Here is a 20,746-nt window from a genome sequence, read left to right on the forward strand (position 1 = left end):
AGTAGTTTATGACTTAGCCTTAGGCGCCGCCGGTCATGGATGGCGCTTGTCGAGGCGCCCGCGCGTCAATGAAGCGCGGGGACGGTTGCCGGGCAAGGCTTTCGGGTCTCTCCTGCTACGCCTGGAGTCTCGGCGGTCGAACGATGCGGGGGTCGAATCGAAGGTGAGCGTGACGGTCGACATCGGGGCGAGGGCCAAGGCGCGCTGCGACCTGCTGGGCGTGGCGCCCTATAGCGAGGTCGAGGGCCAGCTGACGCGCCGGTTCCTGACGTCGGCTCACGAGGCCGCCGTGACCGCCCTGACCGGCTGGATGCAGGACGCCGGCATGAGCGTCCGCCGCGACGCCGCCGCCAACCTGATCGGCCGCTATGAGGGCGAGACGCAGGGCGCCAAGGCCCTGATCATCGGCTCGCACATCGACAGCGTCCGCAACGGCGGGCGCTATGACGGGCCTCTGGGAATCATGTTGGGCATCGACCTGGTCGAGGCCCTGAGCGCCGCCGGCCGCCGCCTGCCGTTCGCCATCGAGGTGGTGGCGTTCGGCGACGAGGAGGGTTCGCGCTTCGCCGCCTCGATGAGCTGCAGCCGCGCCATCGCCGGCGTGCTGGACACCACCGCCCTGGAGATGAAGGACGCCGAGGGGATCACCGTGGCGGAGGCCCTGGCCGCGTTCGGCGGCGACCCGGCCGGGATCGCATCCGCCGCGCGCCGGCCCGAGGACGTCCTGGCCTTCCTCGAGGCGCATATCGAGCAAGGCCCGGTGCTGGAGGCCGAGGGCCTGGCGCTGGGCGTGGTCACCGCCATCGCCGCCCAGAAGCGGCTGATGGTCCGCATCGAGGGAACCGCCGGCCACGCGGGCACCACGCCGATGAACCTGCGCAAGGATCCCGGCCCCGCCGCCGCCGAGTGCATCCTGGCCCTGGAGCGGATCTGCCGCGCCGGAAAGGATGGCCTGGTCGGCACCGTCGGCCGGGTGACCGCCCTGCCCGGCGCCTTCAACGTCATTCCCGGCGCGGTCGAGTTCTCGATGGACATCCGCGCCGAAACCTCGGCCACCCGCGACGCCGCCGCCGACGCGGTCTGCGCCGAGATCCACGCCATCGTCGGCGCGCGCGGCCTGAAGGCCGAAATCCAGCTGATGCAGGCTCTGGCCGAAAGCCCCTGCGATCCCTCGCTGATGGACCTGCTGGGCGAGGCCCTGGCCGATCTCTCCCTGCCCGCCCGCCGCCTGCCCTCGGGCGCCGGCCACGACGCCATGGTGATGGCGCGGCTGTGCCCGGTCGCCATGCTGTTCATCCGCTGCGAGGGCGGGATCAGCCACAACCCGGCCGAGGCCGTCACCGAGGCCGACTGCGCCCTGGCGGCCCAGGCCATGCTGGGGTTCGTGGACAAGCTTTCCCTTTCTCTGTCATCCCGGCCGCAGCGCAGCGGAGAGCCGGGACCGCAACAATCGCCGGCGCATCCGGCGGTCCCTGATCGCCCCTTCGGGTCGTCCGGGATGACAGATCTTTGAGACCGACATGACCGACACCTTCAAGGAACTCGACCACCCCGCCCGCCTGCTGATGGGCCCGGGTCCGATCAATGTGCACCCGCGCGTGCTGCGGGCCATGTCGGTGCAGCTGCTGGGCCAGTTCGACCCCGAGTTCACCGGCTACATGAACGAGGTCATGGCGCTGTATCGCGGGGTGTTCCAGACCGCCAACCGCTGGACCTTCGTGGTCGACGGCACCTCGCGGGCCGGCATCGAGGCGGCGCTGGTCTCGACGCTCTCGCCCGGCGACGACGTGGTGGTGGTCAATGCCGGGCGCTTCGGTCTGCTGCTGGCCGAGATCGCCGAGCGCTGCGACGCCAAGGTCACCTTCGTCGAGGGCGAGTGGGGCCAGGTCGTCGATCCGCAGGCCGTCGAGGACGCCGTCAAGCGCGTGAAGCCGCGCCTGGTCGCCTGCGTGCACGGCGACACCTCGACCACCATCGCCCAGCCGATCGAGGCCATCGGCGAGATCTGCCGCCGCCACGACGCCCTGCTCTATGTCGACGCCACCGCGACGCTGGGCGGCATGAGCGTGCCTGTGGATAACTGGCAGGCGGACATCGTCACCGCCGGCCTGCAGAAGTGCATGGGCGGCCCGTCGGGCTCGGCCCCGATCACCATCAGCGACCGCGCCGCCGACCACATCTTCTCCCGCCGCCACGTCGAGAAGGGTCTCGCGGGACCCGGCATGACGGGCAACGGCCGTCGGATCGCCTCCAACTATTTCGACTTGGCGATGATCATGGACTACTGGTCCGACAAGCGCCTGAACCACCACACCGAGGCGGCCAGCATGCTGTTCGCCGCCCGCGAGTGCGCCCGCATCGTCCTGGAAGAAGGCCTGGAAGCCCGCTTCGCGCGGCACGCCGAAGCCGGCGCGGCGATGGTGGCGGGCATCGAGGCGCTGGGCCTGACCGTTTATGGCGACCAGGCCCACAAGATGACCAATGTCACCGGCGTGATCGCGCCCGCCGGCGTCGACTACGACCGGGTGAAGGCGCGAATGCGCACCGAGTTCGAGATCGAGATCGGCGCGGCCTTCGGCCCCTTGGCCGGCAAGATCTGGCGCATCGGAACCATGGGCGTGAACGCCCGTAAGCACGCGGTGCTGCAGACCTTGGCCGCGCTGGAAGCGGTGCTGCGCTGGGAAGGCTTCGCCGCCCCCGCGGGCGCTGGTGTCGACGCGGCGGCGAAGGTGTTCGCGTGAGCGCGGCGGTAGTCACCTTCTTCCCCCTCCGGGGGAGGAGCGCCACAGGCGCGGAGGGGGCCAGTGTCCAGAACACTCGCCTCACTTGCCCCCACCTGACCGCGCGATGCGCGGTCGTCCGCCCCCGGAGGGGGCGGAAGGCATGAGCCCCTACCCCCGCGACCTGATCGGCTACGGCGAGCATCCGCCGCGGGCCCAGTGGCCGAACGGCGCCCGTGTCGCCGTCCAGTTCGTCCTCAACTACGAGGAAGGCGCCGAGCGCTCGGTCCTGCACGGCGACCCCGTCAGCGAGTTCTTTCTGTCGGAGATGGTCGGCGCCCAGCCCATCCAGGGCATGCGCAACATGTCGATGGAGAGCCTGTACGAATACGGCTCGCGCGCCGGTTTCTGGCGCATCCGGCGGCTGTTCGAGGACTTCGGCCTGCCGTTGACCGTGTTCGGTGTCGCCCAGGCCATGGAGCGTCACCCGGATGCCGTCGAGGCGATGATGAAATCGGGCTGGGAGATCGCCAGCCATGGCTATCGCTGGATCGACTACCAGCACTTCACACAAGAGCAGGAGCTGGAGCACATCCAGCAAGCCATCGAGATCCAGACGCGGCTGACCGGCGAACGGCCGCTGGGCTGGTACCAGGGCCGCACCAGCCCCAACACCGCCCGCCTGGTCGCCGAGGACGGCGGCTTCGTCTACGACGCCGACAGCTATGCCGACGACCTGCCGTACTGGGACGACCAGCACGGCCGCGCCCAGCTGATCGTCCCCTACACCCTGGAAGCCAACGACATGCGCTTCACGGCGGCTCAAGGCTTCAACACCGGCGAGCAGTTCTTCACCTATCTGCGCGACGCGTTCGACGCCCTCTATCTGGAAGGCGAGACCGCGCCGAAGATGATGAGCGTCGGCCTGCACTGCCGCGTGGTCGGCAAGCCCGGCCGGATCGGGGCGCTGCGGCGATTCCTGGAGCACGTCACCCGGCACGACAGCGTCTGGGTGGCCAAGCGGATCGACATTGCCCGCCACTGGATCGCGACCCATCCCCATGAGGCCAAGGCATGAGCGCCCCGCCCCTGACCCTGGCCCGCCTCAACAGCATGAACCGGACGGGCTTCACCACCGCCCTGGGGTTCGCGTTCGAGCTCTCCCCATGGGTGGTCGAGCGCGCCTGGGACGCGCGGCCGTTCGCCAGCGTCGAGCTCTTGCACGGCGCGATGATGGCCGTGCTCGACGCGGCCTCGACCGCCGACAAGCTGGCCCTGATCCGCGCTCACCCGGAGCTGGCCGGCAAGGCGGCGATCGCCAAGACCCTGACCGCCGAGAGCAATTCCGAACAGGCCAGCGCCGGCCTCGATCGGCTGAGCCCCGAGGAGTTCGCCCGCTTCCACGACCTGAACGCCGCCTACGCCACGCGCTTCGGCTTTCCGTTCATCATCGCCGTGCGGCTGAACGACAAGACCTCGATCCTGGCGGCCATGCAGGCGCGCCTGGCCCATGACGAGACGGCCGAGATCGCCGAGGCGATTGCGCAGATCGGCCTGATCTCCAAGCTTCGACTGCTCGACGCGGTGACCGAATAAGATGGAATACGACCTTCCCGGCTGGCTGAACCTGGCTTTGCGCTGGCTGCATGTGATCGCCGGCGTCGCCTGGATCGGCGCCTCGTTCTACTTTGTCTGGCTGGACAACAATCTGCGCCCGCCTGTTCCGGAGAAGGACGGCGTCAAGGGCGAGCTGTGGGCCGTGCACGGCGGCGGCTTCTACCATTCGCAAAAGTACATGACGGCCCCGGCCCACATGCCCGAGCACCTGCACTGGTTCAAATGGGAGGCCTACACCACCTGGCTGTCGGGCTTCGCCCTACTGATCGTGCTCTACTACTGGCAGGCCCCGATCTATCTGATCGACACGGCCAAGCACGCCTTCAGCCAGCCGGCGGCGATCGCCACGGGCCTGGCCTTCATCTTCGGCGGGCTGGCGGTCTACGAGGCCCTGTGCCGCTCGCCGCTGGGCCAGCGCGGGATCTGGTTCGGGATCGTCTGGTTCGCCGCCCTCACCGGCGCGGCCTATGCCTTGAGCAAGCTGTTCAGCGACCGCGGCGCCTTCATCCACGTCGGCGCGATCATCGGCACGGCCATGGTCGCCAACGTCTTCCTGGTGATCATCCCCAACCAGCGCAAGATCGTCGCCGACATGCTGGCCGGCCGCGAGGTCGATCCACGCCTGGGCGCGATGGGCAAGCAGCGCTCGGTCCACAACACCTACATGACCCTGCCGGTCATCTTCATCATGATCAGCAACCACTATCCGCTGGTCACCGGCCACCCCCTGAGCTGGCTGCTGCTGGCGATGATCAGCGCCGGCGGGGTGTCGATCCGGCAGTTCTTCCTGCTCAAGAACCTGGGCCAGATCCGGCACGACTTCCTGTTCTACGGCGCGATGCTGGTGTTCGCCGCCACGGTGGTGGCCAGCACCAAGCCCAAGGACGAGGTCAAGGTCGACAGCCCCGTCCCCTTCGCTACCGCCCAGGCGATCGTCCAGAAGCACTGCGTCATGTGCCACGCCGCCGCGCCGACTCACGCCGGCTTCTCGGCCCCGCCGCTTGGCGCGACCTTCGACACGCCTGAGCATATCCGCGCCTATGCGCCGAAAATCCACGAACGCGCGGTGGCCTCGACCAGCATGCCCCTTGGCAACGAGACCGGCATGACCGAAGAGGAACGCGCCCAACTGGGTGCCTGGATCAAGCAGGGGGCCAAGATTCCGTGACCGACGCCGTCCTGGACGCGAACAAGGCCGAGACCGCCATCGATTCCGCGGGGGGAGCGCCGCGCAAGCGCAACGCCGAACGCACCCGCAAGGCGATCCTCGCCGCGGCCCTGAAGGAGTTCGCCCAGGCCGGCTTCGCCGGGGCCCGGATCGAGAAGATCGTCAAGGCCGCCAAGTGCAACATCCGGATGCTGTACCACTACTTCGGGGACAAGAAGGGCCTGTACATGGCCGTCCTCGAAAGCGCCTACATGGACCTGCGGGCCCGCGAGGCCGAGCTGAAGATCGACTTCGACAAGCCGCTCGAGGGCTTCCTGGAGCTGCAGCGCTTCACCTTCGACTATTTCGAGAAGAACCCGCGCTTCGAGGGCCTGCTGCGTAACGAGAACCTGCAGCACGGCAAGTTCGCGGCCCAGTCACGGGTGGTGACCGAGACCGCCTTTCCGCTGCGTCGCACGATCGAGAAACTGATCAAGAGCGGTCAGGACCAGGGCCTGTTCGGGCCCGACCTGGACCCGGTGCAGATCTACGTGACCATCGCGGCGATGAGCCGGTTCCACCTGGCCAACGGCTATTCGCTGTCGGCCACCCTGGATACCGACATGACCGCCCCCGAGTGGCGCAGGGCGCGGCTGGACCACGCCCTGGCCTTGCTCGAAGGCTATCTGACGCGCGGCGCGCGCTAGATCTTATTGAGCCGGAGGCGTGGCCGGCGCCGGCGCCGGCGCGGTCGCCAGCGGCGGACCGCTGAACTCGGCCTCGATCGCGACCTGGACCTCGTCGCCGACGCCCATGGTCGTGCCCGGCGCGGGCACGCCGAACGCGATGCCGAAGTCCGAGCGCTTGAACGTTCCCTTGGCCGAGAAGCCGATCCGGGCGTGCGGATCCATCGGGTGGCCGGCATAGCCGCCATTATAGGTGACATCCAGGGTCACGGGCTTGGTCACCCCATGCAGGGTCAGGTCGCCGGTGATCTTGCCGGTGTCGGGACCGGTGGTCTCGACCTTGGTCGACTTGAAGGTGATGGCCGGATAGGTCGCCGCGTTCAGCCACTGCGGCCCGGTCAGCTCGGTGAGGAAACCCTCGGGCGGGGCCGGCAGGGTCAGCGACTTGGGGTTGATCGTCGCCTCCAGCGTGCTGGCGGCGGCGTTGTTCTGGTCGAAATGCAGCTTGGCGTCGAAGTCGGCGAAGGCGGCCGTATAGTGCGAGAAGCCCAGGTGATTGACCCGGAACACCAGGGTCGCGTGGTGCTTGTCCAGCGTGTAGTCGCCGGCTGGGATGTCGGCCTTGGGCGGCTTGGGCGCGGTCGCCGTCGGCGCGGCGGCGGCGGGCGCCTCGGCCTTCTTCTCGGCGGGCTGGGGCGAACAGGCGGCCAGCGCCAGCAAGGCGACGACGGGCAGGATCGATCTCATACGCTTTCCCTCCGGTGATCCGGACTCATGCCGGACGCCTGGCGGGGAGCGGTGCGCGTCCCTACGCCGACGTAGCGTCAACGTAGGGATGCGGCGGTGGTTGCGGAAGTGGAGCGGGGTGTTAGGCGGCCATGAACATGTCGGCCGTCACGAGGGACGAGACGACGTTCTTGAGCAAGACGACCTGGTCGTAGCCGGGCACGATGCTGTTGGTGTCGGCGATCACATACGTGTCCGCGCCTACGCCGATGATCAGGTACTTCTGCGACAGCGTCCCGTCGAGGTGCTGGTTCGCATAGGTCTCGATCGTCGCCGTGACGGCATCTGACAGCGCGGTGACGTCGGCCAGCTTGAAGATGTCGGCGAAGGTGACCGTCGACGGCGCGCCCAGGAAGGCCATCTTGTCCCCGGCGCCGAAGTCGGTGATGACGTCGACGTACTTGAGGTTAGAGCGGAAGGGACCCTCGCCGAGGAACTTGAAGATGTCCGCGCCGGCGCCGCCGGTCAGTGTGTCCTGGCCCCAACCGCCGATCAACACGTCATCGCCGGCGCCGCCGTTCAGGACGTCGTCGCCGTCGTTGCCGTCCAGCACGTTGGCGTTCGCGTCGCCCGTCAGTTGGTCGGCGGCGTGGCTCCCGATCAGGTTCTCGATCGACTTCAGCGTGTCAGAACCCCGCTCGGTCGTCGCCAAGCCTTTGACGAGATCGGCCACGACGGGGCCGCTCACGCCGTTGTAGTCGACCGTGTCGACGCCGTCGCCGCCGTCGAAGTCACCGTTGCTCCAGGTCTGGATGATCCGGTCGTTGCCTGCGCCACCCTTGATGATGTCGTGATAGCCGCCGTTGCCGTCGATGACGTTGTCGCCGGCGTCGCCGATCAGGACATCAGAATCTCCGCTGCCGATGATGTTCTCCACGCCCTCGATGGCGATGGAGCGGTTGGCGTCCACCGCTTGCGACCCAGTCTTGGACAGGTCGATGGTGGCGCCGCCGAGGGTCGAACGGTCGAACAGGATCGTGTCGACACCCTCGCCGCCGTGGACGACGATCGCGCCGCTCCAGTAGCCCGGCTCCAGCCGGTCGTTACCGGCGCCGCCGTCGATCTTGTCCCCACCCTGCAGGTAATCGTTGCCAGCCCCGCCGATCAGGATTGCGCTGTAGCCGCTTTGTAGGTGGTCGTCACCGTCGCCACCGTCCAGGGTGTCGCCGTAGCCGACGGCCAGCATGTCGTCGTTACCCACCCCGCCCCACAGGTGATTGATGTCATCGTTGCCAATGATCACGTCATTGTCCGACGAGCCGATCACGTTCTCGATCGAGATCAGCCGGTCGTTGCCGTGCGTGCCGTAGCTATCGGTGTACTGCTTCTCCTGTCGCAGGTCGACGTAGACGCCGCCAATCGCGCCGTCCGCCTTGTAGCTGACGGTGTCAACGCCCGCGCCGCCATCGATGATGTCGTCGCCCGCCCCGCCGATGAACAGATTGTCCTTGTCGTTGCCGATCAGAACATCGTCGTAGGCCGTGCCGCGCACGCCTTCGATCGAGATCAGGACGTCCGTGCCGCGCCCGCCCAGGTCGCTCTGAATCGTGTTGCGCAGATCGATGTGGACGCCGGTGTTGCCGCCGTCGGCATAGCTGACGAGGTCCATGCCGTCGCCGCCGTCCAGGATGTTATAGCCACCATTGCCGATCATCACGTTGTCGCCGGCGTCGCCCTTGATCTTGTCGTCGCCGAAGCCGCCGATGACGTTTTCGACGCCCTTGATGTCCAGGAACTGCCCCTGGCCAACGTCCTGCTTGCCCCCGACGGACAGGTCGATGGTCAGGTTGGCGATCGCGCCATAGGCGCCGCTCATGTCCAGGGTGTCGACGCCCGCGCCGCCGTCGATCATGACCGTGCCGGCCATGCTGGCCACGTGCGGCACGTCGAACACGTCGTTTCCGTCGCCGCCGTCGAGGAGCGCGGCGGCCTTGTTGGTGACTAGGCGGTCGTCGCCGACGCCGCCATACAGCTTGTCGTTGGACGGTCCCTCGATCGTCGCCACCAGCAGGTCGTCGCCGCTGTCGCCTTCCAGGATATCGTTGCCACCGATGGCGTAGATACGGTCATTGCCGCGGTAGCCATTCAGGCGATTGGCCCCGGCGTCGCCCGTGATCGTGTCGTCGCTGAACGAGCCGATCACGTTCTCGATCGAGATGTAGGTGTCGGTTCCGCGCCCGTCACTGAGCGCTTGGACGCTCTTGCCCAGGTCGACGACGACAGGGCCCCATAGGCCGTCGTCCGCATACGAGGCGGTGTCCGAACCCGCGCCGCCGTCCAGGAGATCATCGCCGCTTCCACCGAGCAGGACATTGTCCTTGGCGTCACCGATGAGGTGATCGTTGCCCGCGCCGCCGCTTGCGTTCTCGACGCCGCTCATCGTGACGTGGACGCCCGAAACAACCTCTTGGTCGCCAGTGATCCGCAGGTCGATCGTCATGCCCAGGAAGGCGGCGCCCATGGGCGGCGAGACGTGCAGCCAGTCATCGCCGTCGCCGCCGTCGATGGTCGTGGAGCCCGGCCCCACGTGCAGCGAGTCGTTGCCCGCCCCGCCGATCAGCAGGTTGCTGGTGCTGTTCGCGCCGCCGACCAGATAGTCGTCGCCGTCGCCGCCATCCAACGTGTCGTTGCCGCCGACGGCGTACAGTTGATCGTCACCCGCATCACCGAACAGGTAGTTCTCGCTCGCGTTGCCCGTGATCTCGTCGTCATAGGCCGAGCCCATCGCTGCTTCGATCGAGGTCAGCCAATCGCCGACCAGCGGGGCGCCGCCCATCGGCGGGGCGCCCATGTTCAGGTTGATCGTCACGCCCTTGTCGCTGAACGCGTAGTCGACCGTGTCGAAGCCGTCGCCGCCGCTGATCCAGTTGTTGCCCGCGCCGCCCGACAGGTGGTCATCGCCCACGCCGCCGTAGAGGCTGTCGTCGCCCGCGTCGCCCCACAGGTAGTTGTCCTTGGCGTCGCCGGTCAGGGTGTCGTTGAACTTGGTCCCGTACAGGTGCTCGACGCCGCTCAGGGTGTCGGTCCCACCGCCGCCGGTGTTCTGGGCGTTGGTCTTGTTGAGGTCGACGGTGACGCCGGCCGTGGCGTCCTCGTAGGACGACCAGTCCCAGCCCGCGCCGCCCTTGACGATGTCGTCGCCCGCGCCGCCGACCAGATAGTCGTCGCCGTCGCCGCCATCCAGGGTGTCATTGCCGGCCGAGCCCCACAGGGTGTCGTCGCCCTTGCCGCCGCTGACGACGTCATTGCCCTCGCCGCCGACCATCATGTTGGCGGCGGCGTTGCCGATCAGGGTGTCGTTGAAGGCCGAGCCGTAGACGTGCTCGATGCCGATCAGCTTGTCGGTTCCGCCGCCGCCGGTGTTCTGGGCGATGGTGATGCTAAGGTCGACCTTCACGGCCGCGGTGGCGTCCTCGTAGGCCGCCCAGTCGCCGCCCGCGCCGCCGTCGAGGGTGTCGTTGCCGGGACCGCCCAGCAGGTAGTCGTCGCCGTCGCCGCCTTGCAGGCTGTCGGCCCCCTCGTTGCCGGCCAGGACGTCGTCGCCCGCGCCGCCCTTCAGGATGTCATTGCCGGCATAGCCGTACAGCGTGTCGTTGTCCGCGCCGCCCGTCAGGGTGTCCGCGCCCGGCGTACCTTGCAATTCCATCGTCGAACTCCCCAGACCAAGCTGCAACCTCAGCGTTACCTAGCGAGTGCAAGACGCGGACCGAACCACATTCAGCCATTTGGGGAATATTAAGCATAAGCCTTGCGTCATTCCGGCGGTGGCGTCTCGTTTCGATACGAAAACGCCTTATCCACAAGGGGATTCACGTGCCTCGTCGTTCGAACGAAAGATGCTCCGGGGACCACCGTCCCCGGAGCTTGGTCGCGCATTTTCGCCACGCGCGGAGGTAGTCCTAGAGTCCCAGGATCGAACCGGCGTCGATCGCCGAGAGGCTGGTTCCGGTCAGGACGATGAAGCTGTCGAAGCTCGTCCCCTCGTCGCCCAGATCGGCGTACAGAAAGACGCTGCCCCCCGCCTGCATCGCCACGTAACGGACGCCATCGCCGGCGAACAGGGCGTCGACGGCCGCGGGATCTGGCGTCTCCAACTCGACATAGTTGGCGCCGCTCCCGGCGGGACCGTCGACGAACGCTATGTGGTCYTCGGCGGCGAAGGCGGTGATCGTGTCGGGGGCCGTCGAGGGCGAATCCCCATCGGCGAAAGCGAAGGTGTCCGCGCCGGCGCCGCCGTTCAGGAAGTCCACCCCCGTTCCGCCGGCGAGAACGTCGTCGCCGTCGCCGCCCAACAGGGTGTCGTCGCCGTCGCGACCGTAGAGGTAATCGTTCCCCGTCCCGCCGTTCAGGACGTTGGCGTTCGCATCGCCCGACAGGATGTCGCCGGCGTTGGAACCGGTAACGTTCTCGACGTTCGACACGGTCAGAACGACGCCCGAGGCGGCGGTTTGGGCCGTCGTCGTGCTCAGATCGAAGACGACGCCGCTCGCAAAGGCGGCAAAGCCGTCAGTGAACGCAAGGGTGTCGACGTCCGTCCCGCCGTCGACGATCCGGGTCGTGGCGTAGTTCTGGATCTCGAAGCGATCGTTGCCCGCGTCGCCGTGCAAGGTGTCGTTCGAATTGCCGCTCCTGAAGGCGTCATTGCCGTCGCCGCCCAGCATCAGGGAGCCGGGCTGCAAGCTGGTCACGCCGATGTCCGTCTGGAGCGAGTCATTGCCGGCGCCGCCATCCAGCACGTCGGCGCCGCCGCCGCCGGCGATCTGGTCATCCCCCGCGCCGCCGAGGAGCCGGTTGTCGCCGCTGCTGCCGACCAGCCAGTCGACGCCCGACGAGCCGATGGCGTTCTCGATCGAGACCAACGCATCCACCGCCCCCCCGCCCGGTCCGATGACCGAGACGTACTGGCCGGCCAGGTTGATCATGAGGAAGTTGAAGAACCCCACCGGCGTGGCGTCAGCATAGCTGACTGTGTCGCTGCCCGCCCCGCCGTCCAGCGTGTCGTATCCCGCCCCGCCGATCAGCAGGTCGTCGCCCTTTTCGCCCTGCAAGGTGTCATTGCCGCCTTCGCCCAGGAGCGTGTCGTCACCATTCCCGCCGACCAGCAGATCGTCGCCGTCGCCGCCCTGCAGCGTGTCGTCTCCATTCAGGCCCAGAATGGTGTCCGCGTCGGCGCCGCCGATCAGGATGTCGTCGCCGTTGGTTCCCGTCAGATACATGCCTACCCCTCCAGCCCCCAGGACTGGGGGCCGGGGCATTGGCAATCAACCCAAGATGGATCTCAAGTGAATTTTTCTTCCTTTAGGCGATAACCGTATAAGGCAACTCCAGGTTAACCGACCGGCCGCTCAGAACAGCAAGCCCTTCGGGAGCAGGGCGTGGACGCCCTTCTCGCCGTTGACGGTCTGGGTGATCCGGAAGTCCACGGCCAGCGAGCAGAACTGATAGGCCTGTACCCGCGTCAGGGCCGAGCGCGCGGTGATGAAGTCGATGGCCTGGCGCAGGGCCTGCTTCATGGCCAGGTCCAGATCCTCGTTGAAGCCCATCAGGATGTAGTGGGTCGGTGTCTCGGCCCGGGGCCAGGCGAAGGCGCCCACGTCCCCCGCCTTGTGCAGCACGAAGGTGAAGGTCCCGGTCAAGCCCATCTCCAGGGCGTTGACGCAGACCTCGCCGTCGCCTTGGCGTCCATGGCCGTCGCCGACCGAGAAGTTCGCGCCCGGAACCCAGACCGGCAGGTAAAGGGTCGCGCCGGCCCCCAGCTCCTTGTTGTCCATATTGCCGCCGTGCTCGCGCGGTTCGCGGCTGGACAGGCGGCCGTACTTGGCTGGCGGGGCCACGCCCATGGTGCCGAAGAATGGGGCCAACGGCAGTTCAGGACCCCAGTCGGGCTTGCAGACCCCGCGCGTCCGATCGACGGCGATGTGGCTGACATAACGGTCGGGGAAGTCCTCCGGCAGCGTGCCAGCCAGCGGCCGCACGGCGCAGTAACCCCAGTCGTTGTTCGGCTCCACCGCCTCGATCCGGACCTCCAGGGTGTCGCCCGGCTCGGCGCCGGCGATGGCCACGGGACCGGTCAGGATGTGCGGACCGATCCGCGCCGGATTGCTGTCGTGGATCGCCTGCAAGGCGGCCGGCACGGCGTAGGGTGAGCCCGGCGGCGGCATCACCTCGGTCCCGCCCGAAACGCACTCGAAGGTGACGCTGTCGCCAGAGTTCACCGTCAGCACGGGATCGAAGGCCGCGTCGAACATGCCGAAGCGGACGGTGTCGGGGGCCGAAGCCAGTCGTTGATGCGCCATCAAGTAAGTTCCTTCTTACATGTGCATCACGCCCCGACACGCGCGCGGACCCAAGCTTTGGGGAGCCGCGGTGACGATGATCGTTCGCGCCTGCCCTCACGGCGTGCGATCCGGACGAAGAGTGCTGCGGCGTTGGGCGGAACATGCTTCCAGGCCAAGCGGGACTGGCGCGCCCAGCGAACCCGGGTGTATGAAGTTTTTTCTTACTTGTGGGAGCGAGTCCGCATGGCGTTGGACCCGGAGACGATGGCCTTTCTCGAACTCGGCAACGCCGAGAGCGGTCCCTGGACGGCCGCGCGCGCCGCCGAGCGCGGGCTAAGCCTGCCGACAGCCGCCGTGCCCGGCGTGATCGACAACGTCGCTCTGCTGCGCACCCAGACCGCGCTGTTCGTCGCCGCGCTGGGTGAGGCCGCCGGCGAGATCCCGGAGACCTTCGAACCGTGAGCTTCTGCAGTGTCGTCGAGATCGCCGGCGAAGTCCGCGCCGGCCACGTCACCGCTCGGGCGGTGACCGAGGCCACCCTGTCGCGGATCGCCCGGCTGGACGGCGGGATCAACGCCTTTACCGCCATGACCGCCGAGCGCGCCCTGGCCGCGGCCGACGCGATCGACGCCGATCGCGCCGCGGGACGTCCTCTGGGCCCACTGGCTGGCGTGCCGTTCGCGATCAAGAACCTGTTCGATATCGAGGGCCTGTCGACCCTGGCCGGCTCCAAGATCCGCCGCGAAGCCGCCGCCCCCGCCCACGACGCGACCCTGGTCCGGCGGCTGACCGCCGCCGGGGCGATCCTGGTCGGCGCGCTGAACATGGACGAGTTCGCCTATGGCTTCGTCACCGAGAACGCCCACGACGGGCCGGTGCGCAATCCGCACGACCCGAGCCGCATCGCCGGCGGCTCGTCCGGCGGCTCGGCGGCGGCCGTGGCGGCGGGCCTCGCGCCCCTGACCCTGGGCTCGGACACCAATGGCTCGATCCGCATCCCCGCCAGCCTGTGCGGCGTCTTCGGCCTGAAGCCCACCTATGGCCGCCTGTCGCGCCAGGGCGTCTTCCCGTTCGTCGAGAGCTTGGACCATGTCGGCCCCTTCGCGCGGTCGGTCGAGGACCTGGCCCTGGCCTACGACGTGCTGCAGGGCCCGGATCCGCAAGGCGACGCCCTTTGCGCGCGCGCGGCCGAGCCGCTGTCGGAGCGCCTCAATGCCCTCGCCGATCAGCCGCTGCGGGTCGGCGTGCTGGGCGGCTGGTTCCAACAGGGCGCGTTCCCCGAAGTGCTGGAGGCCCTGGGCCGCGTGGCCGTGGCGCTGAAGGCCGGCGACATCGTGCAACTCCCCGGCGCCCAGGCCGCCCGCGCGGCCGCCTTCTGCCTGACCGCGTTCGAGGGCGGCGAGCTGCATCACGACGATCTGGCCGCGCGAGCCATGGACTACGACCCGGCCGTCCGCGACCGCCTGCTGGCCGGCGCCCTGCTGCCAGAGGGCGTGCATCGCGCGGCGCAACGCTTTCGCACCGTCTTCCGCGACGAGGTCCGGGCGGCCTTCCAGCGCTACGACATCCTGCTGGCCCCGTCGTCGGTCTGTCCCGCTCCGCCGATCGGCCAGGCGACCATGGAGATGGACGGAGTCCCCGTTTCGGTGCGCAAGAACCTGGGCGCCTTCACCCAGCCGATCAGCTATGTCGGCCTGCCCGTGCTGGCCGCGCCGGTGAACCGTCCGGGACAGCTGCCGATCGGCGTGCAGATCATCGCCCCGGCCTGGCGCGAGGACCTGGCCTTCGCCGCCGCCACCCGGCTGGAGCGCGCTGGGATCCTCGCCGCTCACCCTCCGAAAGGCGCCCTATGATCGTCAACGATCCCCATGTGCTGGCGGAGGTAACCGCTCTGGTCGACGCCTACGAGGCGGCGCTGATGAGCAACGATGTCGCGGCGCTGGACGGCGCCTTCTGGAACGCGCCGCACACGGTGCGGCTGGGCGTCGCCGAGAACCTCTGGAGCTTCGACGAGATCGCCGCCTTCCGTCTCGGCCGGACCGGCGGCTCGCCGCCGCGCACGCGGCTGCGGACGCAGATCACCACCTTCGGTACGGACTTCGCCGTGGCCAATGTCGAGTTCCGCCGCGACGACAGCGGCAAGATCGGCCGCCAGAGCCAGACCTGGATCCGCATCGCCGACGGCTGGAAGGTCGCCTCGGCCCATGTTTCGTTGATGCAAGGCGGGGCCGACCAGCGCCTCGCGTCACAAGAAGAAAAGCGCTAGAGCCCGCCCCATGACGACCGCGAACCCGACCAAGATCATCTTCGACACCGATCCCGGCATCGACGACGCCATGGCGCTGCTGTTCATCGAGGCCAGCCCGGCCCTCGAGCTGATCGCGGTGACGACCATCTTCGGCAATTCCGACATCGAGACCACGACCCGCAACGCACTTTACCTGAAGCAGCGTTTCGGCCTGACGGCGCCGATCTACAAGGGAACCGACAAGCCGCTGACCCGGCCGCGCAACCCCTCGCCGACCTTCGTGCACGGCGAGAACGGCCTGGGCGATGTCGAGCTGACCGGCCTGGTTCCGGGCCAACCCGAAACCAAGCCGGCCCACCAGGCGATCATCGACCTGGCCCGCCAGTATCCGGGCGAGGTGGTGCTCTGCGCCGTCGGCCCGCTGACCAACCTGGCCCTGGCCCTGAAGGCCGATCCCGAGGTCGCGACCCTGCTGAAATCGGTGGTGATCATGGGCGGCGCGTTCGGCGTGGCCGGCAAGCCGGGCAATGTCACCCCCGTGGCCGAGGCCAATATCTGGAACGACCCGGAAGCCGCCGACCAGGTCTTCACCGCCCCGTGGAACCTGACCGCCGTCAGCCTGGACGTGACCACTCAGGTGGTGATGACCCCGGCCTACATGGAGGCGCTCGCCGCCTCGGGTGGCGACGCCGGCGTGTTTCTGAATGAGATCTCCAAGCCCTACGCCGCCTTCTACGGCGGTCGCGACGGCATCGTCGGCTGCTGCGTCCACGACGCCGCGGCGGTGGCCTTCGTGATCGACCCGACCCTGTTCACGCTGCGCCGCGGCTCGGTGCGGGTGGTGACCGAGGGCGTGGCCCTGGGCCAGACCTGCCAGAAGGTCGAGGGTGAACTGTTTGGGCCGTCGGCGTGGGATGACCAGCCGATCCAGGCGGCGACCGTGGCGGTGGATGGGGACCGGCTGTTGAAGCTCTACGCGGAGACGATGGGGGCGGCTTAGGCGGCTTCCCCCACCTGACCGCTTCGCAGTCGTCCGCCCCCAAAGGCGGGCGGAAGGATCGCGTTCCTTCTTCCCCCTCCGGGGGAGGAGCGCGCAGCGCGGAGGGGGCGAATTATCCCCGCCTGTACCGCTCCACGCCCGCCAGATACGTCCGCGCCACCACCCGGTCATCGCCCAACACCGTCAGCGCGAACAGCCGGTTCTCAAGGCTCTTCGCCCCGGCCAGTCGGCGCGCCATCAGCGGCGTGGCGGCCAGATCCAGCACCACGAAATCGGCCTCCTTGCCCGGCGCGAGGTTGCCGATCTTGTCGTCCAGGTCCAGCGCCCGCGCCCCGCCCAAGGTCGCCAGGTACAGGGCGTGGAACGGATCCAGCGCATCGCCCCGCAGCTGGCCGACCTTGTAGGCCTCGCCCAGGGTGTGGAGGATCGAGAAGGTCGTGCCGGCCCCGACGTCGGTGCCCATGCCGACCTTGACCCCCAGCGCGCAGGCCTCCTCCAGCGGGAATAGGCCCGAGCCCAGGAACAGGTTGGAGGTCGGGCAGAACGCCACCGCCCCGCCCTTGGCCGCCATCCGCTGGAACGCCTCGCCCTTCAGGTGAACGCAGTGGGCGAAGACCGAGCGTTCGCGCAGCAGGCCGAAACCGTCATAGACGTCCAGATAGTCCTTGGCCGCCGGAAACAGCCGCGCCGTTTCCTTGATCTCGTGGAGGTTCTCCGAGAGATGGGTCTGCATCCACACGGTCGGATGCGCCGCCAGCACCTCGCCGGCCATGGCCAGCTGTTCGTCGCTGCAGCTGATCGCGAAGCGCGGGGTGACCGCGTAGCCGAGGCGGCCCTTGCCGTGCCAGTCGGCGATCAGGGCCTCCATGTCGGCGCGGCTGCTCTCGACCGTGTCAGTGAGGCCCTCGGGCGCGTTGCGGTCCATCAGCGACTTGCCGGCGATCAGCCGCATGTCGCGGCCCAAGGCCTCGGCGAACAGGGCGTCGACCGAGACCTTGTGCACCGAACCGAACACCAGGGCCGTCGTGGTGCCGTTGCGCAGCAGCTCGTCGATGAAGAAGGCGGCGGTGTCGGCCGCGTGCTGGGGATCGGCGAAGGCCTTCTCGGCCGGGAAGGTGTGCTGCTCCAGCCAGTCCAGCAACTGCTTGCCGTGGGCGGCGATGACGTCGACCTGCGGGAAGTGGATGTGGGTGTCGATGAAGCCCGGCGTGATCAGATGACCGGTCAGGTCCTCGACCAGCGTGTCGCCTAGCGACGGCGACAGCTCGGCATAGGCGCCGCAGCCGACCACGCGGCCGTCCTCGACCAGCAACAGGCCGTCGTCGTGGAAGGCGACCGCCTCCGCGTTTCTGGTCGGATCCTCCCGCAGGTAGAGGATCGACGCCCTAAATGCTTGCACGGGTCAGGCTTTCGTCATTACGGATCCGCGCCGCTTCCTGGCGCATCAGGAGGTCGGCGGCCACCGAAACCGCGATCACCTCCGGCGCCTTGCTCTTCAGGTGCGGCAGGCCGATGGGGCAGGTCAGGCGGGTCAGCACGACGTCCGAGAAACCATCATCGCGCAACCGGCTCATGAAACGGGCGCGCTTGGTCTTCGAACCGATGACTCCGAGGTAGGCAAAGCCGCCGCCGGCCAGGCCGGCCGAGACCAGGGCGTAGTCCAGGGCGTGGTCGTGGGTCAGCACTAGGCCATAGGCGTCCGAGCTCGCGCCCATCGCCGCGGCGGCCATCTCGGCCGGCTCGGCGACACGGACGCCGGGGATTTCGGCGGTCTCCGGCCGGCTGTCGTACCAGGCAAGGCGGAACGGCAGCGGCTCGAAGGCCTTGGCGACCGCTTGGCCGACATGGCCGGCGCCGAACAGCAGCAGCGGCGGGCGCGGCGCGTCGGCGCGCTCGACCAGCACGTCGCCCAGGTCCGGCCGGACACCACGCGCGGTGGCCGGCGCGCCGGCCAGCGAGACGGAGGGGCCCTCGGCGTCGGTGGCCAGGATCGGGGCGACGGCCTTGCCCAGGACGCCCGGGTCGAAGCGGGTGCGGACCTCGAACGGCTGGGCCGCATCCATCCGCTTGGCCGCCTCGGTCAGCCAGTCGCGGCTGTTGTCGTTCAGGCGCTCGAGAAACAGGCGCACCCGGCCACCGCAACACTGGGCCAGCAGCGGGCCCAGCGGATAGTCCTGGATCGCGAAGTGGGCCTGGCCACCGTCCAGCATCCGCCGCGCCTGATCGGCGACGCGGTATTCCAGATTGCCGCCGCCGATCGTGCCGGACTGGCCGCCGCGCCAGACCACCATCTTGGTCCCGGCCTCGCGCGGGGCCGAGCCCTCGGTGGCGAGGACGGTGACCAGGGCGGCCTCATCGCGGGCGTCGAGGCGGGCAAGCGCGGCGCGGGCCCAGTTACGCATCGCGCGCCCTCGCTCGCACATCCTCGCACGCCATCAGGATCGCCTCCGGCGTCGCCGGCGCGTCCAGTTGCGGCAGAACCTTGTAGTCACCGACACTCGCCACCGCGTGGTTGATCGCGCTGTACACCGAGATCGCCAGCATCAGCGGCGGTTCGCCCACGGCCTTGGAGCGGTGCACCGTCGCCTCGACATTACGCCCGGCCTTCCACAGCCGGACGTCCAGATGCGCCGGGCGGTCGCCGCAGGTCGGGATCTTGTAGGTCGAGGGCGCGTGGGTTCGCAGGCGGCCCTCGCCGTCGTAGACTAGCTCCTCGGTCGTCAGCCAGCCCATGCCCTGGATGAAGCCGCCTTCGATCTGGCCCAGGTCGATGGCCGGATTCAGCGACTTGCCGACGTCGTGCAGGATGTCGGCGCGAGTGACCTTCATCTCGCCGGTCAGGGTGTCGATCAGCACCTCGCTGCAGGCCGCGCCATAGGCGAAGTAGAAGAACGGCCGGCCCGTATGGGTGGCGCGGTCGTAGTGGATCTTGGGCGTGGCGTAGAAGCCCGTGGCCGACAGCGAGGTCCGCGCCAGGTAGGCCTGGCGGGCGAACCAGCCGAACTCGAAGGTCTCGCCGCCCACACGGACGCCGTCGGGGGTGAAGGCGACTTCGTGGGGTTCGACATTCCACTTCTTCGCCGCGAACGCCACCAGCCGCGCCTTGATGGTTTCGGCCGCGTTCAGGGCCGCCATGCCGTTCAAGTCCGCGCCCGACGAGGCGGCGGTGGCCGAGGTGTTGGGCACCTTGTCGGTGACGGTCGAGGTGACCTTGATCCGCGCCATGTCGACCTGGAAGGCCTGGGCGACGATCTGGGCCACCTTGACGTGCAGCCCCTGCCCCATCTCGGTCCCGCCGTGGTTCAGCATGATCGAGCCGTCGGCGTAGAGGTGGATCAGGGCGCCGGCCTGGTTCAGGTGGGTCGTCGTGAACGAGATGCCGAACTTCACCGGCGTCAGGGCGATGCCCTTCTTTAGCACCGGGCTCACGCGATTGAACGCCTCGACCTCGCGACGGCGGGCGTCGTAGGCGCACGAGGCGGCCAGCTCGTCGATCAGCTGCGGGGCGACATTGTCCTCCACCGTCTGATGGTAGGGCGTGACGTTGCGGCCTTCGCCGCCATAGAGGTTGCGACGGCGCACCTCCAGCGGATCGAGGCCGGTGGCGGCGGCCACCGCGTCCATGACTCGTTCGATCGCCAGCATGCCCTGCGGCCCGCCGAAGCCCCGGAAAGCGGTGTTCGAGACCGTGTGGGTCTTGAAGCGGTGCGAGATGATCTCGACGGCCGGCAGGAAGTAGGTGTTGTCGGCGTGGAACATCGCCCGGTCGTTGATCGCCAGCGACAGGTCGGTGGTCGCCCCGCAGCGCGAGGCCAGCTCCAGCGACAGCCCGGTCAACCGTCCGTCGTCTTCGAAGCCGACATCGTAGGCGGCCTCGAAGTCATGCCGCTTGCCGGTCATGACCATGTCCTCGTCGCGGTCCGGACGGCACTTGGCCGGGCGGCCGGTCTTCACCGCGACCAGGGCGGCGGCGGCGGCGAACAGCGAGGCTTGCGTCTCCTTACCGCCGAAGCCCCCGCCCATGCGACGGATCTCGACGGTGACGGCGGTGTGCGGGCGATCCAGCACGCGAGCCACCAGGTGCTGGACCTCGCTGGGATGCTGGGTCGACGACCAGATGTGGACGTCACCGTCCTCGCCCGGCGTGGCCAGCGCCACCTGGCCCTCGAGATAGAAGTGGTCCTGGCCGCCGATCGCGAACCTGCCCTGGATCCGACGCAACGCGGTGGCGAGCGCGGCCTGGGCGTCGCCGCGCGCCATGCGC

16 protein-coding genes and 1 pseudogene are annotated in these 20,746 nt (G+C 68.5%); 10 read left to right on the forward strand and 7 right to left on the reverse strand.

All coding sequences use genetic code 11. The features are described from left to right. Positions 1-169: 169 nt before the first annotated feature. From AC1DSO_RS13520 to AC1DSO_RS13545, 6 genes and pseudogenes are all read left to right on the forward strand, one after another. Positions 170-1,426: pseudogene (locus tag AC1DSO_RS13520) on the forward strand (allantoate amidohydrolase); the annotation flags it as partial. 94 nt (positions 1,427-1,520) lie between these two features. Then, positions 1,521-2,741, forward strand: a complete 1,221-nt coding sequence (locus AC1DSO_RS13525) for a pyridoxal-phosphate-dependent aminotransferase family protein (protein WP_477069308.1) — start codon at positions 1,521-1,523, stop codon at positions 2,739-2,741. A gap of 142 nt (positions 2,742-2,883) precedes the next feature. Next, complete coding sequence (gene puuE, locus AC1DSO_RS13530) at positions 2,884-3,798, forward strand: allantoinase PuuE (protein WP_477069309.1); 915 nt, start codon at positions 2,884-2,886, stop codon at positions 3,796-3,798. Next, complete coding sequence (uraD, locus tag AC1DSO_RS13535; protein ID WP_477069310.1) at positions 3,795-4,316, forward strand: 2-oxo-4-hydroxy-4-carboxy-5-ureidoimidazoline decarboxylase; 522 nt, start codon at positions 3,795-3,797, stop codon at positions 4,314-4,316. The genes puuE and uraD overlap by 4 nt, the downstream gene beginning before the upstream one ends. A gap of 1 nt (position 4,317) precedes the next feature. After that, positions 4,318-5,505 carry a urate hydroxylase PuuD gene (locus AC1DSO_RS13540; RefSeq protein ID WP_477069311.1) on the forward strand — a complete coding sequence of 396 codons (1,188 nt, stop codon included), beginning with the start codon at positions 4,318-4,320 and terminating at the stop codon, positions 5,503-5,505. Continuing rightward, positions 5,502-6,191: a TetR/AcrR family transcriptional regulator gene (locus AC1DSO_RS13545; protein WP_056045129.1), complete on the forward strand. Its 690-nt coding sequence runs from the start codon at positions 5,502-5,504 to the stop codon at positions 6,189-6,191. Before AC1DSO_RS13540 ends, AC1DSO_RS13545 begins: the two co-directional genes overlap by 4 nt. A 3-nt stretch (positions 6,192-6,194) precedes the next feature. Here AC1DSO_RS13545 and AC1DSO_RS13550 read toward each other — a convergent pair whose 3' ends face one another. The 4 genes from AC1DSO_RS13550 to AC1DSO_RS13565 form a co-directional block, all read right to left on the reverse strand. Continuing rightward, positions 6,195-6,917: a YceI family protein gene (locus AC1DSO_RS13550; RefSeq protein WP_477069312.1), complete on the reverse strand. Its 723-nt coding sequence runs from the start codon at positions 6,915-6,917 to the stop codon at positions 6,195-6,197. 121 nt (positions 6,918-7,038) lie between these two features. Beyond that, positions 7,039-10,602 (reverse strand): beta strand repeat-containing protein, encoded by a 3,564-nt coding sequence (locus AC1DSO_RS13555; protein ID WP_477069313.1) that lies wholly within the window; start codon positions 10,600-10,602, stop codon positions 7,039-7,041. 253 nt (positions 10,603-10,855) lie between these two features. Next, positions 10,856-12,172, reverse strand: a complete 1,317-nt coding sequence (locus AC1DSO_RS13560; RefSeq protein ID WP_477069314.1) for a calcium-binding protein — start codon at positions 12,170-12,172, stop codon at positions 10,856-10,858. A gap of 129 nt (positions 12,173-12,301) precedes the next feature. Further along, positions 12,302-13,255, reverse strand: coding sequence for an acetamidase/formamidase family protein (locus AC1DSO_RS13565; protein ID WP_477069315.1), 954 nt, complete (start codon positions 13,253-13,255; stop codon positions 12,302-12,304). A 222-nt stretch (positions 13,256-13,477) separates the two neighbouring features. Between AC1DSO_RS13565 and AC1DSO_RS13570 the strand changes: the two genes are divergently transcribed. Genes AC1DSO_RS13570 through AC1DSO_RS13585 form a run of 4 tightly spaced genes read left to right on the forward strand, consistent with a single transcriptional unit; the run spans position 13,478 to position 16,482 of the window. Further along, on the forward strand, positions 13,478-13,696 hold the full coding sequence (locus tag AC1DSO_RS13570; protein WP_477069316.1) for a hypothetical protein: 219 nt from the start codon (positions 13,478-13,480) through the stop codon (positions 13,694-13,696). Beyond that, entirely contained in the window at positions 13,693-15,087 is a 1,395-nt protein-coding gene (locus tag AC1DSO_RS13575) for an AtzE family amidohydrolase (RefSeq protein WP_477069317.1), read from the forward strand. Before AC1DSO_RS13570 ends, AC1DSO_RS13575 begins: the two co-directional genes overlap by 4 nt. Then, complete coding sequence (hpxZ, locus tag AC1DSO_RS13580; RefSeq protein ID WP_477069318.1) at positions 15,084-15,500, forward strand: oxalurate catabolism protein HpxZ; 417 nt, start codon at positions 15,084-15,086, stop codon at positions 15,498-15,500. Before AC1DSO_RS13575 ends, hpxZ begins: the two co-directional genes overlap by 4 nt. 10 nt (positions 15,501-15,510) lie before the next feature. Further along, a complete protein-coding gene (locus AC1DSO_RS13585; protein WP_477069319.1) occupies positions 15,511-16,482 on the forward strand; it encodes a nucleoside hydrolase in 972 nt (323 codons plus the stop codon). A 112-nt stretch (positions 16,483-16,594) separates the two neighbouring features. Here AC1DSO_RS13585 and guaD read toward each other — a convergent pair whose 3' ends face one another. The 3 genes from guaD to xdhB form a co-directional block, all read right to left on the reverse strand. After that, entirely contained in the window at positions 16,595-17,881 is a 1,287-nt protein-coding gene (gene guaD, locus AC1DSO_RS13590) for a guanine deaminase (RefSeq protein ID WP_477069320.1), read from the reverse strand. Then, on the reverse strand, positions 17,868-18,884 hold the full coding sequence (xdhC, locus tag AC1DSO_RS13595) for a xanthine dehydrogenase accessory protein XdhC (RefSeq protein WP_477069321.1): 1,017 nt from the start codon (positions 18,882-18,884) through the stop codon (positions 17,868-17,870). Before xdhC ends, guaD begins: the two co-directional genes overlap by 14 nt. Next, positions 18,877-20,746 (reverse strand): xanthine dehydrogenase molybdopterin binding subunit (xdhB, locus tag AC1DSO_RS13600; RefSeq protein WP_477069322.1); only part of this gene is annotated, 1,870 nt, incomplete at its 5' end. The genes xdhB and xdhC, both read right to left, overlap by 8 nt.

The organism is Caulobacter sp. P4_E5 (genome assembly GCF_056401555.1).